The sequence below is a fragment of the Mycobacterium sp. 94-17 genome (assembly GCF_035617725.1).
Taxonomy (GTDB): Bacteria; Actinomycetota; Actinomycetes; order Mycobacteriales; family Mycobacteriaceae; genus Mycobacterium.
The window spans coordinates 1-23299 of the sequence record NZ_JAPIYN010000021.1 but is presented as its reverse complement, the minus strand read 5'-3'; the positions used below and the strand labels follow the sequence as shown (position 1 = coordinate 23299).

General features: G+C 67.7%; 23 protein-coding genes. 11 read left to right on the top strand and 12 right to left on the bottom strand.

All coding sequences use genetic code 11. The features are described 5' to 3' along the window. Positions 1-35: 35 nt before the first annotated feature. The 8 genes from OQ789_RS20895 to OQ789_RS20860 all read left to right on the top strand — a co-directional run bounded on the left by OQ789_RS20895 (position 36) and on the right by OQ789_RS20860 (position 8954). The gene (locus OQ789_RS20895; RefSeq protein ID WP_324688058.1) at positions 36-716 is read left to right on the top strand and encodes a TetR/AcrR family transcriptional regulator; all 681 of its coding nucleotides are present in this window, start codon (positions 36-38) and stop codon (positions 714-716) included. 262 nt (positions 717-978) lie between these two features. Beyond that, the gene (locus tag OQ789_RS20890; RefSeq protein WP_324688057.1) at positions 979-2184 is read left to right on the top strand and encodes a cytochrome P450; all 1206 of its coding nucleotides are present in this window, start codon (positions 979-981) and stop codon (positions 2182-2184) included. After that, on the top strand, positions 2181-3029 hold the full coding sequence (locus OQ789_RS20885) for a mycofactocin-coupled SDR family oxidoreductase (protein ID WP_324688056.1): 849 nt from the start codon (positions 2181-2183) through the stop codon (positions 3027-3029). The genes OQ789_RS20890 and OQ789_RS20885 overlap by 4 nt, the downstream gene beginning before the upstream one ends. 9 nt (positions 3030-3038) lie before the next feature. Beyond that, positions 3039-4007 (top strand): enoyl-CoA hydratase/isomerase family protein, encoded by a 969-nt coding sequence (locus OQ789_RS20880; protein ID WP_324688055.1) that lies wholly within the window; start codon positions 3039-3041, stop codon positions 4005-4007. Between the two features lie 19 nt (positions 4008-4026). After that, a complete protein-coding gene (locus tag OQ789_RS20875; RefSeq protein WP_420716165.1) occupies positions 4027-6360 on the top strand; it encodes a CoA transferase in 2334 nt (777 codons plus the stop codon). Next, positions 6357-7118 carry an SDR family NAD(P)-dependent oxidoreductase gene (locus OQ789_RS20870; protein ID WP_324688054.1) on the top strand — a complete coding sequence of 254 codons (762 nt, stop codon included), beginning with the start codon at positions 6357-6359 and terminating at the stop codon, positions 7116-7118. Before OQ789_RS20875 ends, OQ789_RS20870 begins: the two co-directional genes overlap by 4 nt. Positions 7119-7122: 4 nt before the next feature. Next, entirely contained in the window at positions 7123-8412 is a 1290-nt protein-coding gene (locus OQ789_RS20865) for a hypothetical protein (RefSeq protein ID WP_324688053.1), read from the top strand. A 191-nt stretch (positions 8413-8603) separates the two neighbouring features. Next, positions 8604-8954 (top strand): hypothetical protein, encoded by a 351-nt coding sequence (locus tag OQ789_RS20860; protein WP_324688052.1) that lies wholly within the window; start codon positions 8604-8606, stop codon positions 8952-8954. A gap of 32 nt (positions 8955-8986) precedes the next feature. Here the strand turns inward: OQ789_RS20860 and OQ789_RS20855 are convergent, their stop codons facing one another. Next, the gene (locus OQ789_RS20855) at positions 8987-9832 is read right to left on the bottom strand and encodes a sigma-70 family RNA polymerase sigma factor (protein ID WP_324688050.1); all 846 of its coding nucleotides are present in this window, start codon (positions 9830-9832) and stop codon (positions 8987-8989) included. A gap of 86 nt (positions 9833-9918) precedes the next feature. Between OQ789_RS20855 and OQ789_RS20850 the strand changes: the two genes are divergently transcribed. Beyond that, positions 9919-10155: a DUF1059 domain-containing protein gene (locus OQ789_RS20850; protein ID WP_324688049.1), complete on the top strand. Its 237-nt coding sequence runs from the start codon at positions 9919-9921 to the stop codon at positions 10153-10155. A 23-nt stretch (positions 10156-10178) separates the two neighbouring features. Here OQ789_RS20850 and OQ789_RS20845 read toward each other — a convergent pair whose 3' ends face one another. From OQ789_RS20845 to OQ789_RS20815, 7 genes are all read right to left on the bottom strand, one after another. After that, positions 10179-11534, bottom strand: coding sequence for an HNH endonuclease signature motif containing protein (locus tag OQ789_RS20845; RefSeq protein ID WP_324688048.1), 1356 nt, complete (start codon positions 11532-11534; stop codon positions 10179-10181). 79 nt (positions 11535-11613) lie between these two features. After that, on the bottom strand, positions 11614-12744 hold the full coding sequence (locus tag OQ789_RS20840; RefSeq protein ID WP_324688047.1) for a M24 family metallopeptidase: 1131 nt from the start codon (positions 12742-12744) through the stop codon (positions 11614-11616). Next, the gene (locus tag OQ789_RS20835; RefSeq protein WP_324688046.1) at positions 12734-13993 is read right to left on the bottom strand and encodes a Xaa-Pro peptidase family protein; all 1260 of its coding nucleotides are present in this window, start codon (positions 13991-13993) and stop codon (positions 12734-12736) included. The genes OQ789_RS20840 and OQ789_RS20835 overlap by 11 nt, the downstream gene beginning before the upstream one ends. Then, the gene (locus OQ789_RS20830; RefSeq protein ID WP_324688121.1) at positions 13990-15162 is read right to left on the bottom strand and encodes an amidohydrolase family protein; all 1173 of its coding nucleotides are present in this window, start codon (positions 15160-15162) and stop codon (positions 13990-13992) included. Before OQ789_RS20830 ends, OQ789_RS20835 begins: the two co-directional genes overlap by 4 nt. Before the next feature lie 30 nt (positions 15163-15192). Beyond that, positions 15193-16140 (bottom strand): SDR family oxidoreductase, encoded by a 948-nt coding sequence (locus OQ789_RS20825; RefSeq protein WP_324688045.1) that lies wholly within the window; start codon positions 16138-16140, stop codon positions 15193-15195. Beyond that, entirely contained in the window at positions 16134-17357 is a 1224-nt protein-coding gene (locus OQ789_RS20820; RefSeq protein WP_324688044.1) for a cytochrome P450, read from the bottom strand. Before OQ789_RS20820 ends, OQ789_RS20825 begins: the two co-directional genes overlap by 7 nt. Further along, positions 17354-18076 carry a TetR/AcrR family transcriptional regulator gene (locus tag OQ789_RS20815; protein ID WP_324688043.1) on the bottom strand — a complete coding sequence of 241 codons (723 nt, stop codon included), beginning with the start codon at positions 18074-18076 and terminating at the stop codon, positions 17354-17356. The genes OQ789_RS20820 and OQ789_RS20815 overlap by 4 nt, the downstream gene beginning before the upstream one ends. Positions 18077-18212: 136 nt before the next feature. Here OQ789_RS20815 and OQ789_RS20810 point away from each other — a divergent pair, with 136 nt between their 5' ends. After that, complete coding sequence (locus OQ789_RS20810) at positions 18213-18689, top strand: nitroreductase family deazaflavin-dependent oxidoreductase (RefSeq protein WP_324688042.1); 477 nt, start codon at positions 18213-18215, stop codon at positions 18687-18689. A 9-nt stretch (positions 18690-18698) separates the two neighbouring features. Here OQ789_RS20810 and OQ789_RS20805 read toward each other — a convergent pair whose 3' ends face one another. The 3 genes from OQ789_RS20805 to OQ789_RS20795 all read right to left on the bottom strand — a co-directional run bounded on the left by OQ789_RS20805 (position 18699) and on the right by OQ789_RS20795 (position 20756). Beyond that, on the bottom strand, positions 18699-19160 hold the full coding sequence (locus OQ789_RS20805) for a DUF2231 domain-containing protein (RefSeq protein ID WP_324688041.1): 462 nt from the start codon (positions 19158-19160) through the stop codon (positions 18699-18701). Between the two features lie 29 nt (positions 19161-19189). After that, the gene (locus OQ789_RS20800; protein ID WP_324688120.1) at positions 19190-19792 is read right to left on the bottom strand and encodes a hypothetical protein; all 603 of its coding nucleotides are present in this window, start codon (positions 19790-19792) and stop codon (positions 19190-19192) included. Positions 19793-19940: 148 nt separating this feature from the next. After that, on the bottom strand, positions 19941-20756 hold the full coding sequence (locus OQ789_RS20795) for a SigB/SigF/SigG family RNA polymerase sigma factor (protein WP_324688040.1): 816 nt from the start codon (positions 20754-20756) through the stop codon (positions 19941-19943). A gap of 671 nt (positions 20757-21427) precedes the next feature. On the opposite strand from OQ789_RS20795, the gene OQ789_RS20790 reads away from it, so the two are divergent. After that, on the top strand, positions 21428-22312 hold the full coding sequence (locus tag OQ789_RS20790) for an SDR family NAD(P)-dependent oxidoreductase (RefSeq protein ID WP_324688039.1): 885 nt from the start codon (positions 21428-21430) through the stop codon (positions 22310-22312). Positions 22313-22445: 133 nt separating this feature from the next. Here the strand turns inward: OQ789_RS20790 and OQ789_RS20785 are convergent, their stop codons facing one another. Then, entirely contained in the window at positions 22446-23084 is a 639-nt protein-coding gene (locus OQ789_RS20785; protein WP_420716164.1) for a TetR/AcrR family transcriptional regulator, read from the bottom strand. Positions 23085-23299: the final 215 nt, after the last annotated feature.

The window sequence follows — 23299 nt, the reverse complement described above, 5'->3', positions numbered from 1 at the left end:
CGAATATAGAGTAGGGTCGCGGCCGGAGAGCAACGATGGACAGACGACGAAAGCCCAACCCCGCCGAACGCCGCCGCGACCTGTGCGACGCGGCGATCCGGTTGCTGGCCGACGATGGGGCCAAGGGGTTGAGCCATCTGAAGGTCGACCGCAAGGCCGGGGTGCCGGACGGAACGACCTCCTTCTACTTCCGCACGCGCTCGGCGCTGTTGCGCGCGGCGGCCGAGCGCTCGGCCGAGCTGGACCTCGCCGAGCTGCAGGCGATCGCGGACAGTTCCGACACCGGCGAGCATCCCGCGCCCTCGCGGCTGTCGCAGGTGGTCATCCAGGCCGGCAGCGACCCGCAGCTATACCGGACCCGGGCCCGTTACGAGCTGACCATGCAGGCCACCCGCGATCCCGCGCTGGCCGCGATCCTGCAGCAGGCCACCGACGAGTTCACCAAGCTGCACCGGGAAATCCTGGTGCAGCTCATGCCGCACGGCGCCGAGTTGGATCCGGCCGTCGTCGAGGATCTGAGCAACGTCACGCTGACGTTCATCAACGGCCTGCTGCAGCGGTTCGCGCACGGCGACCGGATCATCGACAGCGCCGAACAGCTGGACGGAATCCTGTCGGCGATCGCCACCGGGATCTTGAAGAGTCCGGCCAAGGGGCGGCTTACCCAGACCGGCGGTCTTCGGGTGCTGCGCCGCGGGTCGGCCGGGTCGGGATGAGGCTCGCGATGGGGGCCCTGGCGGGACACGTCGCACGGGGCTATGGCTCTTGCCGGAACATCCGCTGTATGGTTCTCTACGAGAATAGAGTAGCCCCACGTTCATGCGCCGTTTTCAGCCGAGCTTGTGTACATGTCAAAGCGACGCAATTAAGCGGAGTGTATAAATTGCCCTCAGCCGAATCCGGCGCTGCAACGCCGGCAGCGCGAGCCTCGGTGCAGGTAATGCGGGCATTCAAAACTGCAGCGGTAGGGAGGATTTCGTGACGGCGAGCACCGATAGCCATGTTCGTTTCGATCCATACGATGTCGGGCTGATCGCCGACCCGTATCCCATGTTCGCGCGCTTACGGGAAGAGGCGCCGCTCTACTACAACGCCGAATATGACTTTTACGCGGTGAGCCGTTATGCCGATGTCAGCAAGGCGCTTGTCGACCACGAGACCTACAGCTCGGCGCGTGGCGCGATCCTGGAACTGATCAAGGCCAATCTCGACATCCCGCCGGGCATGTTGATCTTCGAGGACCCGCCGATTCACGACGTGCACCGCAAACTGCTGTCGCGGATGTTCACCCCGCGCCGGATCGCCGCGCTCGAGCCGATGATTCGCGACTTCTGCGCTCAACTGCTGGATCCGCTGGTGGGCTCGGGACACTTCGACTTCGTCACCGACCTGGGAGCGCAGATGCCGATGAAGGTCATCAGCATGCTGCTCGGCATCCCCGAGGACGACCAGGAGTACATCCGGGACCGGGGCAACGCGCAACTGCGCACCGAGGCCGGCAAGCCCATGGATGCCGCCCAGCACGGCCTGTCGGTGGGCGAGCAGTTCGAGGCCTACATCGACTGGCGCGCCGAACATCCGTCCGACGACATCATGACGGAGTTGCTCAACGTCGAATTCGTGGACGAAACCGGAACCACCCGACGGCTGTCTCGCGAAGAAATCCTGGTGTACCTCAATGTCGTCGCCGGGGCGGGCAACGAAACCACCACACGGCTGATCGGTTGGTCCGGAAAGGTTCTCGCCGAGCACCCCGACCAGCGCCGCGACCTGGTCGAGAACCCCGCGCTCATCCCGCACGCCATCGAGGAATTGTTGCGGTACGAGCCGCCGGCACCACACGTCTCGCGCTACGTCACCCGCGACGTCAGCGTGCACGGCCAGACCGTGCCCGAGGGTAGCGTGATGATGATGCTCATCGGGTCGGCTTGCCGCGACGAAGCCCAATTCGGTTCTGACGCAGCCGATTTCAATCTGCGCCGCGCCGTCCGCCCGCACCTCACTTTCAGCATGGGGACCCACTTCTGCCTGGGATCGGCGCTGGCCCGCCTGGAAGGCCGCGTCGCCCTGGAGGAGATTCTGAAGCGCTTCCCCGAGTGGGAGGTCGACCTGAACAAAGCGGTGCTCAGCCCGACCTCCACGGTGCGGGGCTGGGAGTGCATGCCGTCGCTCGTGTCATCATGACTGGCCGGGTAGAGGGCCGAGTAGCGGGCAAGGTCGCGTTCATCAGCGGTGCCGCGCGCGGTCAGGGCCGCAGTCACGCCGTGCGATTGGCGCAAGAGGGCGCAGACATCATCGCGATCGATGTCTGCGGGCCGATCGAGAACCTGGCTTATCCCCACTCGACGCCGGAAGATCTCGCCGAGACCGCGGACCTGGTGAAGAACCTCGACCGGCGCATCGTGACCGCCCAGGTCGACGTCCGCGACTACGACGGGCTGAAGGCCGCAGTGGACAGCGGGGTCGAGCAACTCGGGCGTCTCGACATCATCGTCGCCAACGCGGGCATCGGCACCTTCGGCAACAAACTGCACAAGATCGGCGAGCAGATCTGGCAGGACATGATCGACGTCAACCTGTCCGGCGTCTGGCACACGGTGAAAGCCGGTGTGCCGCATATTCTCGGCGGCGGACGCGGTGGCTCCATCGTGCTGACCGGCTCGGTCGGATCGCACAAGGCCATGGCCTACACCGGCCACTACGTCGCCGCCAAACACGGTGTGCTCGGTTTGATGCGCGCGTTCGCGGTCGAGCTGGGCCAGCACAACATCCGGGTGAACTCGGTCCATCCGAGCCAGGTCAACACGCCGATGACCATGAATGACATCACCTTCCGGCTGTTTCGGCCGGATCTGGAGAACCCGGGGCCGGAGGATTTCGCCCCTTTTTCGCAGATGACCCACATGATGCCGGTGCCCTGGGTGGAAGCCGTCGACATCAGCAACGCCGTCCTGTTCCTCGCCTCGGACGAATCTCGTTACATCACAGGCGTTTCGCTGCCCGTCGACGCGGGCGCTCTACTCAAATAGGAGAAACAGATGCCCGAATACGACTACGAAGAGCTGAAGAAGGAAGCCGAGCAGTACATCAAGTTCGAAAAGGACAAGAAGAACCGGATCGCCTACATCACGTTCGACCGTCCCGACGCGCAGAACGCCACCACGCTGGGAATGCGGCAGAACTACGCCGATCTGATCCACAAGTGCAATGTGGACGACGACGTGAAGGTGGTGGTGATCCGGGGCGAGGGCGAGGATTTCGGCAGCGGCGGCGACCTGCCCGAGCAGCGCCCGATGCTGGAGAATCCCGGCTTGCCTCTGCACCACGAGCTCGCGATCAACGACGACGACGTCAAGTACCCGCCGGGTGGCTCGTACCGTTACCTGTCCACGGTCACCGACTTCTACGCCAAGGCCCGCGCCGGAAACCGCCCGCTGCAAGAACTCCGGAAGATCAGCATCATCGAGGCGAAAGGGTACTGCTACGGGTGGCACTTCTACCAGGCCGGCGACGCGGACCTGGTGATCTCCTCCGACGACGCCCTGTTCGGCCATCCGGCCTTCCGTTACGTCGGCTGGGGGCCGCGGCTGTGGTGGTGGGCGGAGACGATGGGTCTGCGCAAGTTCTCCGAAATGCTGTTCACCGGAAGGCCGTTCAGCGCCAAGGAGATGTACGACTGCGGCTTCGTCAACAGCGTGGTGCCGCGCGACAAGCTGGACGCGGAGACCGAGAAGTACGCGCTGGCGTGCTCGCGGTCCCGGCCGACCGACACCGTCGCGGTGCAGAAGACCTTCTTGGAGCTCTACAAGCAGCACAAGGGCGAGTACTTCGGCAGCCTGCTCACCGGCATGGTCGAGGGCATGCTGCCGATGATCCAGAACGACGCGCAAGAGGTCGACCTGACCGAGGGCACCTTCGAAAAGGGACTCAACAACGTCGTGAAGGACAACGACCTGAACTTCCCGCCGGAGTGGCGCCTGAGCCGCTCCGGACGCGCGAAGCCCTGACCGTTTTGGCGAGGCGTGCATGTCCGCGCTGACGGGTATCCGGGTCGTCGAGTTGGCCGGATCCGTCGCGGGAGAATACTGCGGCAAGCTGCTGGGCGACTTCGGCGCCGAGGTGATCAAGGTCGAGGCGCCGAACGGTGGCAGCGCGACCCGCGCCATGGCGCCGCGCCTCACCGACGGCCCCGACGGCAGCGTCATGTTCGCCTACCTGAACACCAACAAGCGGTCCGTGGTGCTCGACGGCGAGGACTTGCAGCGGCTGATCGGCAGCGCCGACGCGGTCATCGAAGACCGTGAGACCGGCTGGTCCGACCGGCATCCGGAGGTGGTGTTCTGCTCCATCACGCCATACGGCCGAGGCGTGTCCGCGGAGTTCGACAATGCGCGAAGCATCAACGTGTTTCACGCCGGCGGCTGGGGATATCACACTCCGAGCCACCCAGACCCCCGCAAGCCCCCGCTGCAGGGACCGGGCCGCTTTCTGGCCGACTACGAGGCCGGGCTGGAGGCGGCGCTGTGCGTCGCGTCGTCGCTGTTCGGTCGCCTGCACAGCGGCCGCGGCGAGTCCATCGATATCTCCGCGCAGGCCGTGCTGGTATCACGCGCCGACTGCATCCTGGGCCGCCTCGTCACCGGCGAGGTGCCTGCCGCCGGTGAGCGCGGCGATTACGACCAGGCCGGCCCGGCCTCGTTTTTCGCCTGTGCCGACGGCTACGTGTACTTGTACATGACCAGCGGCGCGCACTGGGCCGGGGCGAAAACCTTGATGGGCCATCCGGAATGGCTCGATGCGTTCGAGGACGACTGGCTGGAGTTCTCCGTCACCGCCGACAAGGTCGCCACCTTTCAGCGGGGCTTCGCGGACTGGGTGGCCGGCTTGCGCAAAGAGGAGGCGTCGGAAAGCGCCCAGCGGCTCGGTGTACCGCTGGTGCCCCTCAACGGCGCCGCGGACCTGCAGAACTCGCCGCAGTATCGGTATCGCGGCTTCTTCCAAGAGGTTTGCCACCCGGTGCTCGGTGCGGCGGCGTATCCGACCGTTCCGTACGCGTTCAGCGCCTCGCCCGCCCGAATCACCAGTGCCGCACCACGTCTCGGCGAGTACACTCGGGCGGCCATGGAAAGCGTCGATGCCCCGCGCGCCCGGCCGACCGTCACGCGAGCGCAACTCAAGCCGCCCAAGGACCCGCGGGGCGGACCGCTGCAAGGCGTGCGCGTCGTCGAGCTCACGAAGGTGTGGGCCGGCCCGTACGCCGGCAAACTGCTGGCGATGCTGGGCGCCGAGGTCATCAAGGTCGAAACGGCCGGCGCCCCCGAGGAGATGCGCGCGTACGGCGGCACCGACATCAACCACGCGCCCTATTTCTTGAGCATCAACCCCGAGGTCCTCAGCGTGGACCTCGACATCAAGTCGGGCGAAGGGATGGCGCGGCTGCGCGAGCTGATCGGCCGCAGCGACATCGTCATCAACAACCTGCGTCCGGGCGCCATGGAACGCCAGGGGCTGGGGTATCGGCAGCTGACCGAGATCAAGCCGGACATCATCTCTGTGTCAATCAAAATGTGGGGCAACGACGGCCCGCTGGGTCACCAGACCGGTTATGCGCCATGCTTTGCCGCGCTGGCCGGACCGGCTTCGCTGGTCGGCTATCCCGGCGGCCCCCCGCTAGGGACCAGCATGCGTTACGGAGACTCGACGGTCGGCGCGGCCGCCGCCTACGCGGCCGTGGTGGCGCTGCTGCATCGGGAACTCGGCGGCCCGGGTCAATTCGTCGACGTGTCGGCGGTGGAGACCCTGTCCTCGATGATCGGCGACAGCCTGCTGGAGCACTCGCTGACCGGGCGGGCGCTGGGCCGCGCCGGCAACGCCCACCCGGATCTGTGCCCGCACGGCTGCTACCCGTGCACGGGTGGCGCGTGGATCTCGGTGGCCGTCGCGAACGATGCCGAATGGCAACGGTTGTGCGAGGCGCTCGGCGCCGCGGCTCTGGCCGGCGAGCCCCGCTACGCCAGGGCCGAGGCACGACACCGGCACGCCGAAGCGCTCGATGCGGACCTCGCGCAACTCACCGGCGGGCAGGACGCGGAGCGGCTCGCCGAACGCCTGCGGGCGGCCGGAGTGCCGGCCGCCAAGAGCGCCACCGCGATGGATGTGATTGCCGATCAACGGCTTTGGGACCGCGGGCTGTACCGCCTCGTCACCGACCACCGCGAAGGCAGCCGGCCGGTGCTGGGGCCGTCCTGGCGGATGGCCCGCTGCCCGGCCCGGATCGAGCGCGGGGCACCGGACCTGGGCGAGGACACCGGGTATGTTCTGCACGAGTTACTCGGCAAGCAACCGACGGGCGGAACATGACGGCACTGGCGCGCACCGCGGCCCTGGTCACCGGCGCCAGCAGCGGCATCGGCGCGGCAACCGCGTGGGCGCTCGCGGCCCAGGGCGCGACGGTGGCTCTGCTCGCGCGCCGGGCCGACCGGCTGGCGGAGGTGAAGGGCCAGATCGAATCCGCCGGTGGTACAGCGCTGGTGGTGACCGCCGACGTCACCGACGCCGAGCAGGTCGCGTCCGCCGTGCAGCGCACGGTCGCGGAGCTGGGGCGCCTCGACATCCTGGTGAACAACGCCGGACTGATGCAGTCGGCCCCCGCGATCGAGGCGTCGCTGCCGGAGTGGGACCAGATGGTCTCCGTCAACGTGCGGGGTGTCCTCTACGCCACCCGCGCGGCGCTTCCGCATTTGATCGACGCGGCCGCCGACTCGCCGCGCGGGGTGGCCGATCTGGTCACCGTCAGCTCCACCGCCGGCTGGGTGGCGCGGCCCAACACCGCGGTGTATTCGCTCACCAAATTCGGCGTGAATGCCTTCAGCGAGGGCCTGCGTCAAGAGGTGCTCGGCAAGCGGGTGCGGGTCGGGGTGGTCGGTCCCGGAACGGTCGACACCGAAATCTTCGGTCATCTGGCGGACGCGTCCCGCCAGGCGTTCGAACGGCAGACCGCCGGCATGGTCATGCTGCGACCCGACGACATCGCGGACGCGGTGTTGTTCATGGTGACGCGCGACCGCAGGGTGGCGGTCAACCACATGCTGGTGCGCGCGGCCGAACAGACGTGGTAGTCGGGTGATTTCACATTGGTCGGTCGGCGACCGATACGGCGCGCCCTTTCCGGCCGACGCCGGGGCCCTGCACGGTGGCGGGGCGGGATTCCTCACGGAGGCCTTTCGCGCCTCCGGCGTGCTGATCGACAGCGGTGTGGCCCGCATCAGCGATTTCGCGGAGGTCGGCGGCGGCAGCACGGGTCGCAAGGTCGCACTGTCGGTCGAATATGACCGGCCCACAGTGGATCTGCCCACCGACCTGTTCGTCAAGTTCTCCCGCGACTTCGCCGACCCGGACCGCGATCGCGGGAAGACCCAGATGGAGTCCGAGGTCCGGTTCGCCGCGCTGTCGGGCGCGCCGGAATTTCCCATCGCGGTCCCCAGGGTGCTGTTCGCCGACTATCACCGCGACAGCGGAACCGGAATATTGATCACCGAGCGGATCACGTTCGGCGACAAAGGAATCGAACGCCAATATCACAAGTGCCTCGACTACGAGATGCCCGAGCCGTTGGCGCACTACCGCGCGCTGCTCACCGCGCTGGCCCGGCTCGCCGGAACCCACCGGTCCGGGCGGCTGCCTGCGGAGCTCACCGGATCCTTTCCGCTGGACGTGGCGGCGGCGACGGTGGGGGAGCGCGAGCCGCTGTCGGCGACCAAGCTGGAACGCCGGGTGAACCAACTGGCCGAATTCACCGAGAGCCACGGCGGGCTGCTGCCCGCTTGTTCGGCCGAGTTCATCGCCCGCCTGCGCGACGACGCGCCCCGGTTCGCGCACCACCAACAGACCATCACCGGCCACCTGGCCGCCGACTCGGACTACGTCGCGCTGTGCCACTGGAACGCCAACATCGACAACGCATGGTTTTGGCGCGATCCCGACGGGGCGCTGCGCTGTGGCCTGATGGACTGGGGATGCGTCAGCCAGATGAACCTGGGCATGGCGTTGTGGGGAGCGATGTCCGGCGCCGAAACCGAGATGTGGGATGCCCACCTCGATGAACTGCTGCAGTTGTTCGTGGCGGAATACGAGCGCTATGGCGGTCCGCGCGTGGAGCCGAACAGGCTGCGCCGACACATGCTGCTATATGCGGCGGTGATGGGCGTGGCGTGGCTGCTCGGCGTACCCGCCTTGATTCGCAGGCGATTTGGAGATGTGCCGCCCGGCGACCACAGGGATCCGCGCATCAGGGACGACGAAGGAGTGCGCGCCCCGCTGCAGATGCTGTCGAACCTGCTGTTCCTGTGGGAACGGCATCGGGTGGGTGAGCTGCTCGATGCGGCGCTGGCCGAGGAAGGGCTCGTCGCCTAGGGCGCGCCCTGTTGCCGTCATCTCAGTAACATGTGGCTCTTATCGCCCTGCGGTCCCTGTGCAGGCAAGGTAACTTGTCGAAACTCATCTGGCGGTCAGCACGAAGTGCGACACTTCGACCGGTGGCGGGAGGCCGTCGCTACCGAAAGACGGGCCGGGTGGACCGGCCATCAACCCTTGAGGTGCAGGCGATGAGGATCACCGCAGTGATACCCGCAGCGCTGGCGGCGGGCATCACTCTGGCCCCCGTGGCGCACGCCGATGGTGACGAACCAAGCCTGGTGGCGGCGGTGCGTCAGGTCTACGAACAGGTGCAGCGAGGCTGCACGCCCCGGACTCCTCCGCAGTTTCAGCGCATCGTGTGGAATAGCCCCTATCCCACCGGCCAAGGCGGTACCGGACGCATCATCGATGCGGCGCCCGGCCTCGGAGGACCGTTCCACGTGTGGTGGGACAACACCGAGCAACCGGCTCCAGCGGGGACCTTCAAGGTGCCCGCACAGCCGCGGGGCTATTGGGACGTGACCCTCGAATTCTGCTAGCAGCTTGATTGCCACCGCAGCCTCAGCCGCATTCACTTCCGCGCGCTTGCGCCCTCGCGGCGCCGGACCCCGGCCAAAACCTCGTCGGCCGCCCGGAATTGGAGGCGGCGCACCTGCCCGGCCGCCACGGTGAAGTCGAAGGCGACCTTGACCTCGCCGCGGTGAATCCAGGCGGCGCCCGGGCGATCCTCGACGAAGACCGAGACGGCGGCCTTGGCGGCGCCGTTGAAGAAGCCGGCCACCTCCTCGCGGCCCTGCAGGCGCGTCGGTGTGCCGAGCGCGCCCGCGGCCGCGTCGGCGGAGACCACCACGTCGGGCGCGAGCAATTCCAGCAGGCGAGCGAACTCGCCGTCGCGCGCCGCGGCCATGAAGGCGTCCACGACCTCCCAGTCGGCGAGGGCATCCTCGGTCGCGGCCGGGCGCACCTTGGCCCGGGCACGAGAGGCCAGCTTGCGCGCCGCAGCCGGGGTCGTGTCGAGCATTTTGGCGATCAGCTCGAAGTCAATGCCGAAGCTGTCGTGCAAGACGAAGGCAACCCGCTCGGCGGGTGACAGCCGGTCGAGCACCACCTGCAGCGCGATGCCGACGCTGTCGGCCAGCACCACGTCGTCCGCCGGATCGGGCGCCGTCGCCGCAACCTCGATCGACTCCGTCGGCACCGGCGTACGCACCCGCAACCGGTCGAGGCACAGCCGCGAGGTCACCGTGGTGAGCCAGCCCGGCAGATTGTCGATCAGCTCTTCCGTGGCGTGCAGCCGCAGCCACGCCTGCTGCACCACGTCCTGTGCCTCGTTGACGTCGCCCAGGATCCGCGCGGCGATGCGCTGCAGCCGGGGCCGCTCCGCCTCGAAGCCGTCATGAAGGTGGTCGTCATTCATAGTGGCGGTCACACTTTCGTCGTCGGATGCGTCACCATCCTGACGCAGCGGGATCGCCCGGTGTGACCAAGAGGAGGAGAAGCCTGATGAAGACCATGACCTGCCAGGACCTCGGTGGCCCCTGCGACCTCGCGCACCGCGGCGAGAGTGCGGACGAGATCATCAAGGCGCAGGACCAACACCTCAAGGAGGTGGTTGCGGCCGGCGATGACGCCCACGTGCCCGCGCGCGACGACATGAAGGGCCGCTGGCGCCACCCGGTCAAGTCGATGGGTTGGTACAACGGCGTCAAGAAGCGGTTCGCCGAGCTGCCGGAGGGATGACGCCCGGAGATTGAATTCTCGAGCTACGGCTCGTCGTCCTCATCCCTTAGCAGCTTCTCCGGGTGGTGGAACGTGTTGGTGCGGGGTTGGCCGCGGTCGAGGTGTGGCGGTGGTATCCATTCGGTGTCGCCGTGGGCGTTTTTGCGGGTGGTCCAGCCTTTGTCGAGGAGGCGGTGGTGGGGTCCGCAGGCGAAGGTGAGTTGGTCGATGTCGGTGCGGGAGCTGGTGGCCCATTCGTCGATATGGTGGACCTCACAAAGGAAACCCGGCACGTCGCAGCCCGGGGCGCTGCAGCCACGATCCTTGGCGTGCAGCACAATTCGCTGCCCGGGTGAGGCGAGGCGCTTGGTGTGATACAGCGCCAGGGCGTTGCCTTTGTCGAAGATCGCCAGATAGTGCCGAGCGTGGCCGGCCAAACGGATCACATCGGACATCGGTAGCAGGGTGCCCCCGGCGGTAAGTCCGGTGCCGGCGGCGGCTTCCAGCTCGGACAGCGTGGTAGAGACGACGATGGAGGCCGGTAACCCGTTGTGCTGGCCTAAGTTTCCGGAGGCCAGCAGCGCGCGCAGCGCGGCAAGGAGTGCGTCGTGGTTGCGTTGGGCGGCGCTGCGGGTGTCGTGTTGCACCGCCTGTTCGGAGGGGGCGCCGTCCACGACGGGGACCTGGTCGTCGGGGTTGCACATGCCGGGGGCGGCCAGTTTGGCGAGCATGGCTTCTAGGGCGGCGCGCAGTTCGGGGGTGAGCCAGCCGCGTAGTTCGGACATGCCGTCGGCGTGCTGGTTACCCAGGGTCAGGCCGCGGCGGCGGGCGCGGTCGTCGTCGCGGTAGGTGCCGTCGGGGTTGAGGCAGTCGGCCAGGGTGTCGGCGAGTTTGGCGAGTTGTTCGGGGCGAAACCGGCCGCCTTCTTGGGCCAGTCGGGCTTCGACCTGGGCGCGGGTGGCGGTGTCGATCCAGCCGGGCAGGTGGTGGAAGAAGCGGCGGATGACGGCGACCTGGCCGGGGCCCAGGGTGCCGTGGCGTTGGGCGGCCGCGGTGGCGGGCAGTGCGGGGGCGAGGGGTTCGCCGGTGAGTCCGTGGCGGGGGCCGAGTTCGGCGGCGTCCTTGAGGCGGCGGGTGGCCTCGGCGCGGCTGATCAGTGTTGCTTCGGCGATCGCGTGGGGCAAGGTGCCGCCCAGTTCGGTGGGAGTGGCTTGGTGGGCAAGGGAATTGATCAGCGGGTGTTCCAGGGCCGGTAGCTGGCGGCGGAGCTTCTCGCAGCGGGTCAGCATCGCGAGTTGTTCGGGGGTGGTCAGCGCCGTGCAGTCGAACGCGGCCACCTCGTCGAACGCCGCGTCCAGCGCGTCTAACGCCGCCGACAACGCTTCCCGATCAACACTCACAACCCGGACGCTATCGGAGCCCACCGACACGAATCCGTGCATTGTGACACCTGAAACAGCAGTGGCACAAGTGATTTCGTCAGGCCCAGGACGGGCTGGTGGTCAGTACTTCGGCGCCACCCTCGATGCCACCGTCGATGATGTGCACGGTGTCCCGACGGAACACCGCGCCGACACCCTGCTGCCACACATACGCGGTGATCGCCAGTACCATCCCGGCCTCGAGCCGATCGTGTTCGCCTGCGGCCACCAGGGTTTCGGACACCACGGGCGGGTCGAAACCGAGCCCCAGCCCGTGCGCGACCGGCATCGGCGGGATCGGTTCACCCACCGCGCCGTATGCGGCGAGCAGATCCCGGGTGGACGCGCCGGGGCGGCAGGCGCCAAGCATGCTGTCGTACAACCGATCCGACCGCTCGAAGAGTGCGCGGGCCCCATCGGTGACGGTGTCGCCGGCCGGCCAGGTACGGCCGACCTCGGCTACGTAGCCATTGGCGAGCGCGCCTGCGGCGAACGCGACGAGGTCACCCGCGCGAACCTCGGGCCCGGCGGCGCGGCGCCATGGCTGTTCCCGCGACGTCACCCACGCGGCGTCCTGGGTGGCCGGCGTGCTCACCCCGCCTGCGGCCATCGCCTGCATCATGACCCCGGCGAGCACCTGTTCCGATACACCGGGCGCCAATTCGCCCAGGGCGGTGGCCAGCCCGTGCTCGGCGACACGCAACGACTGATCCATCGCCGCGATCTCGTCGGATGTCTTGACGCGCCGCGCCGCGCGCAGCGCGGGTTCGGCATCGACGATCTCCGCATTGGGGAACGCCTCGGGCAGCAAGGCCGCGAAAGTCGGGGTGATCGCATCGGTTCCGACCCGCCGCGCCGCTTCGGCGCCGTCGACCTTTTTGAGGACGCCGATCAGCGTCATCGGGTTCCAGGCCAGCCCGTAGAGGTGATCGTGCCCGATCTCGTCGGGCACCCCCTCGTCGTCGGTGCTGTTGAGGTAGATGTCGCCGGTGGCGCGCACCAGCACGCACATCGGGCCGAAGGGCCGGGTGCCGGCGATCCACAGCTGCGGCGCGCCGGTCACGTAGCGAATGTTGGCCTGCCGGCCGAGCACCAGGATGTCCAGGTCGTGTTCGGCCATCTGGGCCAGCGCCCGCTCGCGGCGGCCCGACCGCAATGCCCGCGCGTCGGGCAGGACTTCAGTCGCCATAGGGGCCGCCGTGGGGATCGCCATAGGGGGTATAGGGGTAGTCGGTGATCGGCACGTAGCCGTCGTCCGTGATCACCACGATCTCCTCACTGCGGTAGCCGCCGGTTCCGTCCTCCCACATCACGGGCTCGAGCACCAGGACCATGCCGGGCGGGAAGACGAAGTTGTCGTCGAACTCCTCGCCGAGATCGGTTCCGATCATCGGAGCCTCGGCGGGATACGTGCCGATGCCGTGGCCCAGATAGAAATGCGGCAGCCACGGTTTGCGCCCGCCGTTGGCCGCGATCGCCGCGCGCGCCAAATCTCCCGACGTGACACCGGCTTTGGTCACCGCGAGCACCGCGTCCAACACGGCTCGCCACTGGCGGAACTGGGCTTGCTGTCGCGGCGTGGGTTGCTCGCCGACCACCCACGTGCGGCCGAAGTCGGAGCAGTAGCCGTGGTAGGTGATGCTGATGTCGGTCCACAGCACATCGCCGGCGGCCAGTTCGCGATCGGTGGGCAGCAGCGGCAGCGCCAGATCCCCGTGCGTGGTCCATACGCCCGCTTCCCGCGAATCCGGCATTACCTGCCAGATGGCCTCCAGCATGTTGGTGGTGGCGCCGAGTTCGAAGGCGCGGCGGACGAACGTGGCCGACAGGTCGATCTGTCGTACGCCGGGCTTCAGCCCCTGCTGCACGTCGACGATCGCCTGCTCGGTGATGCGGGCCGCCCTGCGCAGGCAGGACAGTTCGTCGCGGGTCTTCACCAGTTGCGCGGAGCCGATGACGATCGCCGCGTCCGTCGGGGGGCCCGCGGGAAACAGCCGCGGCGCCGCCCGGCGCATCGCCCCGGTGAGTTCGTCAACGGCGATCCTGGCCCCCGGCGAGATGAGCCCGGCCAGCGTTCGTGCGAAATCCTGTACGCCGTAGTCGAATTCGAGATAGGCGGGGCCGTGCAGATGGTCGTCGGGCACCGGTGACTCCGCGGACGCTCCGCCGCGCAACGGCATGAACAGGTGTGGATGCGAGTCGTCGGCGAGCACGACCGCGACCGGTCGGTCCACATGCGACAAGCCCGCATCCAGCAACGGCCAGCTGGCGCCCGTGGCGTAGCCGACGTAGCCGTTCATCAACAGGATCAGCGCGTCGACGCCGTGTTCGGCCATCGCGGACCGGATCCGCGCTCCGGTCTCTGTGCGCATGCGGGCCCAGTCCGGCTGGTCGGGGATGTCGAGCACCGCGGCGGGGGTGGCCGGTGAGTTCGTCATGCCCGGATTCTCAGGAACCTCTTGACGTTCCCACCGACAACCCGGACGGCGTTCTCGGGGCCGACCGCATCGACCACCGCGGCCAGCGACCGCTCCGAGTAGCCGAAAGTGCTTTCGTTGTGCGGGTAATCGGATGACCACATCACTCTGTCGATGCCGATCTCGTCGAGCTGCCGCAGGCCCAGGGGATCGACCATGAACGACGCGCACATGTGCGTGTCCCAGTAGTAGCGGACATCACGCTCAGGCTGATGCGCCAGCATGTGCCGATAGGATGCCAGCACGTGTTCGGCGTCTTGCAATGCCGTCGGCACCCAGGCGATTCCGCCTTCAAACCAGCCGATCCGCAGCCGCGGATGCCGGTCCAAGATGCCGCCGAAGATGTACTTGGAGAACATCTCCCGGAACGAGTCGATGTTGACCATCATGGCCACCGCGACGCTGTTGACCTCGCTGGGGAATTTGGGCTGACTCTCGCCGATGTGGTGCGTGACGGGTAATCCGGCCTCTTCGATCTCGTCCCACACCGCGCGCATCGGGGTGTTCGAATAGTCGATGGGCCGGCCGTCGCGGTCGTTGCCCGGGCTGATCGGCATCAGAAACGTCTTGAGCCCCAGCGCCTTCAGCTCCGCCAGCGTGCGGCGGGCCCCGGCCGGATCCCACCAGTTGATCAGGCCGACCCCGTAGCAGTGGTCGTCGGAGCGCTCTTGAACGCCGGCGATGTGCTCGTTGTAGACCCGAAAGATCCGCTCGCGAATCTCGTGGTCGGGGTGGTGGAACAGCGCGAGAACGGCGTTGGGGAAGGCCAGTTCCCTGTCCACGCCGTCTTCGGCGAGCTCGGCTACCCGGGCGTCGACGTTATTGGTGGCCGCCCCGGCCAGGTCGTCGTACTGCATGAGCACCGCGCTGAAATCGCCGACGACCATCGACTGTCCCGGCGGGCCGAGCAGATAGGCGCCGTCCTCGTACCAGATGCGCGGCGCCTGGTCCTTCAGCTCGGCGGGAAAGCCGTCGTAGAAGATGTCGTCGGCCACCGAGATGTGGTTGTCCGCGGAGAACACTTCGGTGCCCGCGGGCAGGCCGGTGCTGAACTCCGCCGCGTGACCGCGGCGGTCCTTGGGCGCACCGATCACGCCTTCGGGGTAGAGGGTTTGGGCTGGGGTGGACATCATCGTCCCTTCGTCGCGATCACGTGTATGTTAATCCGGATAGCTGACGCCGGTGAGCCGTTCGGAGAGCTGCCACAGCTGCCGCGTCTCGGCCTCGCTGCGCGCCCGCTGGGGGACACCCGCGAACGTGACTCCGCCCCCGACGGTTTCGTAGAAGCCGCGCGGCCCGTAGTATTTGCCGCCCTGCGCATCAGATGACACCGCGGCGTAGAGGGTCGGCTTGATCCCTTCGTCGATGTCCAGCCACATGAACGGCAGCAGCCGCCACGTCACGCGTGTGAGCCGGGCCTGCAACGTCGGTGTGCTGCGGCCGTACGATGCGCCGCTGAGCAGGTTAGTTTTGCTCAGGCCTGGGTGCGCGGCGTTCGACATCAAGTCCCACCCGCCCACGCGGCTGCGCCGATCCAGTTCGATGGCGAACATCAGCTGCGCCAGCTTGGCGACCCCGTAGGAGTGCATTGCCTTGTAACCGTGTTCGGCGTTGACGTCGTCGAAGTCGAGATTGCGCTGGCTCGCGGCGATGCTGCTGACGGTGACCACCCGGGGGGATGCGGCCGACCGCAGCAGGCCCAGCAGCCGGACGGTCAACGCGAAGTGGCCTAAATGGTTTGTCCCGAACTGCAATTCGAAGCCGTCGCCGGTCTCTTGCCGGTGCGGGGGCGTCATCACGCCCGCGTTGTTGATCAGAATGTCGATCGGGCGCCCCGCTGTGGTCAGTTCCTCGGCCAGCGTGGCGACGCTGGACAGCGACGACAGGTCGAGTTGGCTGATGCCGAGCTCGGCCCGGGGTACCTCGCGGCGGATCTCGGCGATCGCCCGCTCGCCCTTGGCCGGGTCGCGGATCGCCATCACCACGTCGGCGCCTGCGGCCGAAAGCCGCTTCGCCAGTCCGAATCCCAGACCGCTGTTGGCCCCGGTCACCACCGCGAGCTTGCCGCGCAGGTCCGGAACGTCCAGCGCGAGATCAGGCTTCACCATGTCACGGGCAGTTCATAGAGTCCGTAGGCCAGCGCGTCATGCTTGAACGGAAGGTCATCGAGCGGCACGGCGAGTTGCAGTGTCGGCACACGGCGCAGCAGCGTGGGCAGGACGATCTGCAGTTCCATCCGGGCGAGTTGCTGACCCACGCACTGGTGGCGTCCGTAGCCGAACCCGACGTGGGGCCCGTCCTCGCGGAGCAGGTCCAGCCGGTCCGGGTTGGGGAACTGGCGGTCGTCCCAGTTGGCCGGAGCGACGTCCAAGATGATGCCGTCACCGGCACGGATGGTCTCGCCGCCAATCTCGATGTCCTCGACGGCGATTCGGCGCTGACCGGTCTGGATGATGCTCAGGTAGCGCATCAGCTCTTCGACCGCGGTGGCGACGACCTTCGGATCGTCGGTGTCGCGCAGCAGCGCGCGCTGGTCGGGATGTTCGAGTAACGCCGCAATGCTCAGGCTGATCATGTTCGCGGTGGTCTCGTGGCCCGCGATCAGGACACCGGTGGCCAATTGCGCGGCCTCGCGCACGCTGATCTCCTCGGCGTTGACCCGCTCGGCGAGGTCGGACACCAACTCCTCTGAGGGGCTGTGCATCTTGGACCGAACCAGGTTGGCCAGATACTTCGCCAGCGAGGCGGCCCCCTGCGCGGTGTCCTCCTCGGTCGCGTAGCGGCCCATGCCGCGCTGGGCTTGTGTCTGAAAGAATTCCGCGTCCTCGTAGGGCACGCCGAGCAGTTCGCTGATGACCAGGGAGGGGACCGGCAGCGAGAGGGTGCTGACGATGTCGCCCGGCTTCGGGCCCGCCAGCAGGGCGTCGATGTGGTCGTCGGTGATCTTCTGTACGGCCGGACGCAGCGCTTCAACTCGCTTGAACGTGAACGGTTTGGACAGCATCCGGCGAAAGCGGGTGTGCTCTTCGGCGTCCGAGGTGAACACCGAGCGGGGGCGCTTGTGCACGGTGGCCAGCATGCCTTCGTTCCAGTGCGGATAGCCGGGCAACCGGTCGTCGACGCTGGTTCGGGAATCGGTGAACAGCGCGCGTATCACCTCGTAGCCGTGGATGAGCCAGGGAGTGCTGCCATCCCAGATCCCTACCCTGCTCAGCTGCCTGTCGGCGTTGAGCGCCAACGCCTTTGGCGGCGGGGCGAACGGGCAGCCGGGCGCCCGCGTCATCGGAAACTCCGGGGTATCGGTGGCGGTGGATCCTTGTGTCATCGTGCTCCTCGGCTGTTGGCCTGCGCGATGGTCTGTTCCGGTGGGCCGCCGGCCGCCTCCACGTGGACCGGCGCGCGCCACAGGCCGACGATCGCGTCGATCAGCCCTTCGCCGGCCACCGGCCACGCCGAACGCGACCGCGGTCCGTGCTCGGCGAGCGCGCCTTCGTGTTCCGCGCAGGTGTGCATGAGCAGGTTGCGCACCATGACCATCCGTTCCGCGCGCACGCGCTTGGGCAGCTCCGGCAGGCAGCGGTTGATGCCGTCGAGGGTGCGAACCAGCAACGGCGACGCCAGCGCGTCCTTGGTGACCACGTGGCGGTATGTCGGATCGGCCATGGCCTGCGCGGCGAACCTGGCGTACCAGGTGGGGGCGCCCAGGGCGCAAAGATGATCGGTCAGCGGGCGCACCAGGGCGCCCACCCAGTCCCGTAGCTCCGTGGAATCGCCGACGGCGGCCAACATCTGGGCGCGCAGCCCCTCGATCGGCTCGCGATGCTTGCTCTCGATCGCGCGGAGCAGGTCGACCCTGGTGCCGAAGTGGTAACACGCCGCCGCGTTGTTGCCCTGCCCGGCCGCCTCGCTGATCTGCCGGTTCGACACGGCGTACATCCCACGTTCGGCGAAGAGCACTTCGGCGGCCGACAGGATGGCCTCCCGGGTGCCCGTCGACCGGTGGGAGCCGGCGGCCCGCTCGGCAGTCATCGGCCCAGTGAACACCGCGCGCCCGGTTAAATCAAGCAGTTTATTTACGTACGAATCGATCGGATTCGATCGACCGCCGAAAGGCCGGTTGGTCAATGACATTTCATCGTCCCGATGCCCCGATCCCGCGCGCGGGGAATACAGTCATCTGATGAATCCGCTGCGGCGGTGGGCCCGAAACCCGACGGCCTACCGCTTGCTGATCCTCAACGGTCACCGGATCGTGGAGTGGCTCGAAGCCGTGCTTCGCTTCCTGACCAGCGGTCGGCTCGGCGTGCTGGACCTGGCCGGCCTTCCCAACGTGCGGATCACCATCTCGGGCCGCAAGACGGGGCTCGCCCGCAGCGCGACCGTGCAGTATGTCCCCTTTCGCGAGGGCCTGCTGTTGGTCGGATCGAACTGGGGTCGCCCGCGCCACCCGTCCTGGTCGGCGAATCTCAAAGCGGCGCAACGGGTCACGGTGCGCCGGCGCGGCCACCGGTTCGTGGCGACGGTGCGGCTGCTCGACGGCGCGCAGCGTGACGAAGCCTGGGCCACCGCGCTTGAGTGCTGGCCGAATTATCGGATCGCCCAGGAACGCGCCGGCGGGCGCCGGTTTCGGCTCTTTCTTCTCACGCCGACCGCGTGAGTCAGGCCGCTATCGCGGCGCCCATACCGATTGCGCGCCTGCATCACCCACGCGATAGGTCTGGACCATCGACGAAATCCCCACCGCCAGTACCAAGATCGCGACGATCAGCCGCGTGGCGACGCGGCTCGCACCGGACCGGCGTTCGATCAGCCCGACCACGGCCAGCACGATGGCAGCAGCCAGCAGCGCGGCGCAGAAGTAGGTCATCAGGCTGCCCCGCTCGGCGTGTGCGGTCAGGATCGGGCTGGGATTCTTCTGCTGGTCGTAGAGCCATCCGCCGGCGTTGATGGTGATCGGTGTCAACACCATGGACACCGCCGCCAGGATCAGCGTGAGCCACACCAGCTGCCCGCGCCGCGCCGCCGGCCATAACCCGCACACGATTTCCAGCAGGGCGGTCAGCGGTACCAACACCACCACGAGGTGCACCAGCAGGGCGTGAGCCGGCATGCCGTTGATGACATTCATCGCGTGCCCCGATGGTGGCGGCGCACGGCCTAGCCGCCGAGCCCCTTCTTGATGGCCGTGTCTTGCTTCTGGCCGACATCGTTGACGAATTCCGGCGGGGCCAGGGTATCGGTGGGGCCGTCGAATTCCAGCGTGGCGAATGCCTTTCCCTCGGTGAAGAGCAGGACCACCACACCCTTGCTCTTGTCCGGGGCGTTGCCCATCAACATCGTTCCGCCACTGCCGATGTTCGACGATTGCGTGGTGGGTTCCTTGACCACCTGGCCCTGCTGGCCCTTCGCGGCGTTCAGCGCCTTCGTGGCGGCGTCGGCGTCGTCGTAGACCTGGATGGTCACCTTGATGACGTGGCTGCCGTCGTCGTCCTTGAAGGTGGTCGCCACGCCCGGCTGGCCGTTGGGATTGTCGGTCGGGGGTGCGGCGGTGAAAGTGACGCCCGGGGGCGCGGTGATGTCGCTGGGCTGGATGAGCAGCTTGGCGTATTCGTTGGGCTGCGCCGGCGCGGCCGCCGCGGAACTGGTGGCGCCGGATACCGAGGTGGACGATGCCGGCTTCGACGGTGACGGTTGCGTCTTGTTACCGCAGCCGGCCACCGACACCGTGAGCGCCGTCGTGGCCGCGACACCCGCGATCACCATCCGTGACATCCTCATCGCAATCCAGCTCCCTTCCAGGTAGTCCTGGCGACAAAGGCGGGTCGTTCCAGTCGCACGCCTTTTCCAGTCGCACAGTACAGGGCTGCGCGGCAGGGCCTGCCGCGCAGCGTCCGGGGGAGCCGGCCGCCTACTCGAGGCGATCGCGCAGGCTGCTCAGCGTGTTCGCCAGGATGCGGGATACCTGCATCTGCGACACGCCGATCCGCTCCGCGATCTGGCTCTGCGTCATGGATTCGAAGAACCGCATGCGCAGGACGTCGCGCTCCCGCTGCGGCAGGGTTGCAAGCAGCACCCGCAGCGCTTCACGGTTGGTGATGTGGTCGATCTGCGGATCGATGCCGCCGACCGAGTCGGCCACCGAGCGGGGCGTTCCCGAACCGTCGCTGCCGAGCGGTGCGTCCAGGGAGTCCAGCCGATAGGCATCGCCCGCGATGAGGCATTCCACGATCTCCTCGTGGGGCACATCGAGCACGTGGGACAGCTCGGCCGCGGTGGGGGCCCGCCCCAACTGCTGGGACAGCTCCGCGGTCGTCCGGCTGATCTGCACGTGCAGCTCACGCAGGCGCCGCGGCACCCGCATTCCCCAGCTGAAATCGCGGAAGTAACGCCGGACCTCGCCCATCATGGTGGGCACGGCGAACCCGATGAAGCTGGGACCCTTCGCGGGGTCGAATCGGTTGACGGCGTTCATCAGCCCCAGTCGCGCGACCTGAATCAGGTCGTCGAGGCCTTCGCCGCGGCGGGCGAAGTGGCTGGCCACATGGTCGGCCAGCGGCAGGCATCGGGACACGATGCGTTCGCGCTGGTGAGCATACTCGTGCGACTCGGCGGGCAACCGCTGCAGCACCATGAACATCTCGACGACGTCGTCGTAGGAATCGTCGGATTTTCTGGTGGGCGGCGCGGCCGGAGCCGGACGAGTTGCGGAAATGACTCGGGTCATCGGCTTGCGCATCCCGTATCGACACGATCAAGCGGGTAAACGGTTGCGCGAGAACAAGTTTGCATGCTGACTCCTAGAGCCGTGCGCAGTAGGGAGTAGCAGCTATGCTCACTCCGGGCCACTGCATCTCGATCCGCCGGACGGGCCGTTGCCGGGCGCACGGCAACCGGGGGATGACGGGGAGCTGATTCGCCGGAGCCACACCAAGCTCAGCAGCCGTGCGGCTGACTGGACCGCTTTTAGCTAAACGGCGACACATCCATTGCGGACTTCATTGGAGACTATACGCCCACTCGCCCTATCGGGTGACGGATCCGAACACAAAGTCCGCAGAAGCTCTTAACAGTTTCCACAGTGTACGAACGTGACCAGCAAAGCCGGCGCCGGGCGCCGAGTAATGTGCCCAAAGTGCGCGGTTGCCTATGGAACTGCGGGGTTGGCGGGGTTCGCGGTGGCTGACGGCAGCGCGGGCGGTGCCGAGCGCAAACCGCCGTGCCGGAGAGCCGGGTGGGTGATGCCGTCGCAACCCGCCGGTTCTCATTTCGGACCGGGCTGGGTACTGTTCGCCTCATGTTACTGACCTCGATCGGCAGTCCCTGCCACCGGCGACGAGAGCAATTCGCGCGCAACGCTTTACGTAGCCCGCGGCGCCGACCCGGCGAGAGCGAGCGGTGAGCGGGACGGAGTTCGCGCTAAAGGGGCGCGGCGTGGTGGTGTCGGGCGGCAGCCGTGGAGTCGGACGAGCGGTCGCCGAGCTGCTGGCCGGCCTGGGCGCGGGTGTGGTGGTCAACGGGCGTGACGAACACGCCGTGCAGGAGACCGTGGCGGGAATCACCGCGTCGGGCGGGCGGGTCGCCGCCGTAGTCGGAGCCGCGGACGACGAACGCGTCGCCCGCTCGCTCATCGACGCATGCCTGAGTGCATTCGGGCGGTTGGACACCCTGATCAACTGCGCGGGCATCGCCGAACCGCCGGGCTCGTCGATCCTGACGATCTCGCCGGAACAGTTCGACCACCTGATCAGCGGCCACCTCGGCACGGCCTTCCACACCTGCCGGGTGGCCGCGCCCGTGCTGGCCGCACAGGGGCGCGGGGCCATCGTCAACACCAGCTCGGTGGCGTTCCTGGGCGACTACGGCGGCACGGGATATCCGGCCGGCAAGGGCGCCGTCAACGGCCTGACGATGGCCATCGCCGCCGAGCTGAAGCCTTACGGCGTGCGGGCCAACGTGGTGTGCCCCGGCGCCAGGACACGGCTGTCGTCCGGCCCCGACTACGAACGACACATCGAAGACCTGCACCGGCGCGGCCTCCTCGACGAGACGACCATGCGGGCATCACTCGACAGCGCCCCGCCCGAGTTCGTCGCGCCGGTCTACGCCTATCTCGCCAGCGAGCTCTCGCGTGACGTGACCGGCCAGATCTTCGTGGCCGCGGGCGGATTCGTGGGGCGCTTCGACCGCCAGACCCCGCAGTTGCTGGGCTACCGCGACCACCACCAGGCCGGGCCGTGGTCGGTGCGCGACGTGCACACCATGATCGGCGGCGCGCAGTAGCGGAGCGACGCGGGCGCCCGATGCCGAACCCACCACCTCGCAGGGTGTGCGCGCCCCTACGGACACAACGACGAATATGCATGGCCTGGAGAGCAGGCGGGGTGACATCCGGGGTGTCGGCGGGCAATCACTTTCAGGCCACCGAGGCGCCCAGGATGAGGTTGACCGCCTCGTCGAGCTGTCCCGAGATCTCGGCGAAGCTGACGAAGCGGGCCGTCATCAGCGCGCCCGAAAACGTCATCTGCAGCGTGGATTTCACGGCCCGGGGCCAACCCGGACCGAGCGCGGCCCCGATCCGCCTGGCCACTTCTTCGCCGATCTCTTCCCGCAGCGGCGCGACCGCCGGATCGTCGGCCATCAGGGCCGCGCCGCAGGCCACGGTCAACTCGGGCTCGTCGGCGACGACAACGGCCATGTCGCGCAGGGTGGCGCTGACCCGGGTCTTGGTGGTGTCGTTGACGTCGTTGCGCAGGGGCAGGTCGCGCAGGAAACGTAGATACACCGCCGCGACCAGTGCGCTTTTCGACGGAAAGTAGGTGTAGGCGCTGGCCGGCGACACACCGGCGCGCGTGGCCACCGCGCGCATCGTCAGCGTCGCGTACGAGGATTCCCGCAGCTCCGCCAGGCCGGCATCGAGGACCTTGCGGATCGTCTGCCCGGGCCTCCGGTCTGACCGGCGGCCCACGCCGGCGGCGCTTCCGGAAACGACCGGGGGCGGCGCATCGCTAGACACTCGTCCAGTGTAGGAACGAGGCCTGCCCCCAACAAACATCCACCCGCCGTGTCGGCTGACCCGATTGCTGGCCCTTTGCCGGCAATGCACCACCGGCCGCGCGGCGAGGGCGGCGGATTGCAGACTGGTGTCTAGAACAACGCGGGTCGCCACCCGCGCAGGTGGTTCTAGAGTGGCGCTCAGTGTCAGGGTGATGTTGCCGCTTGTTGCGGTGGTTGGATCCTGATCACCTGATGTCTGGCTCATAGAGTCGG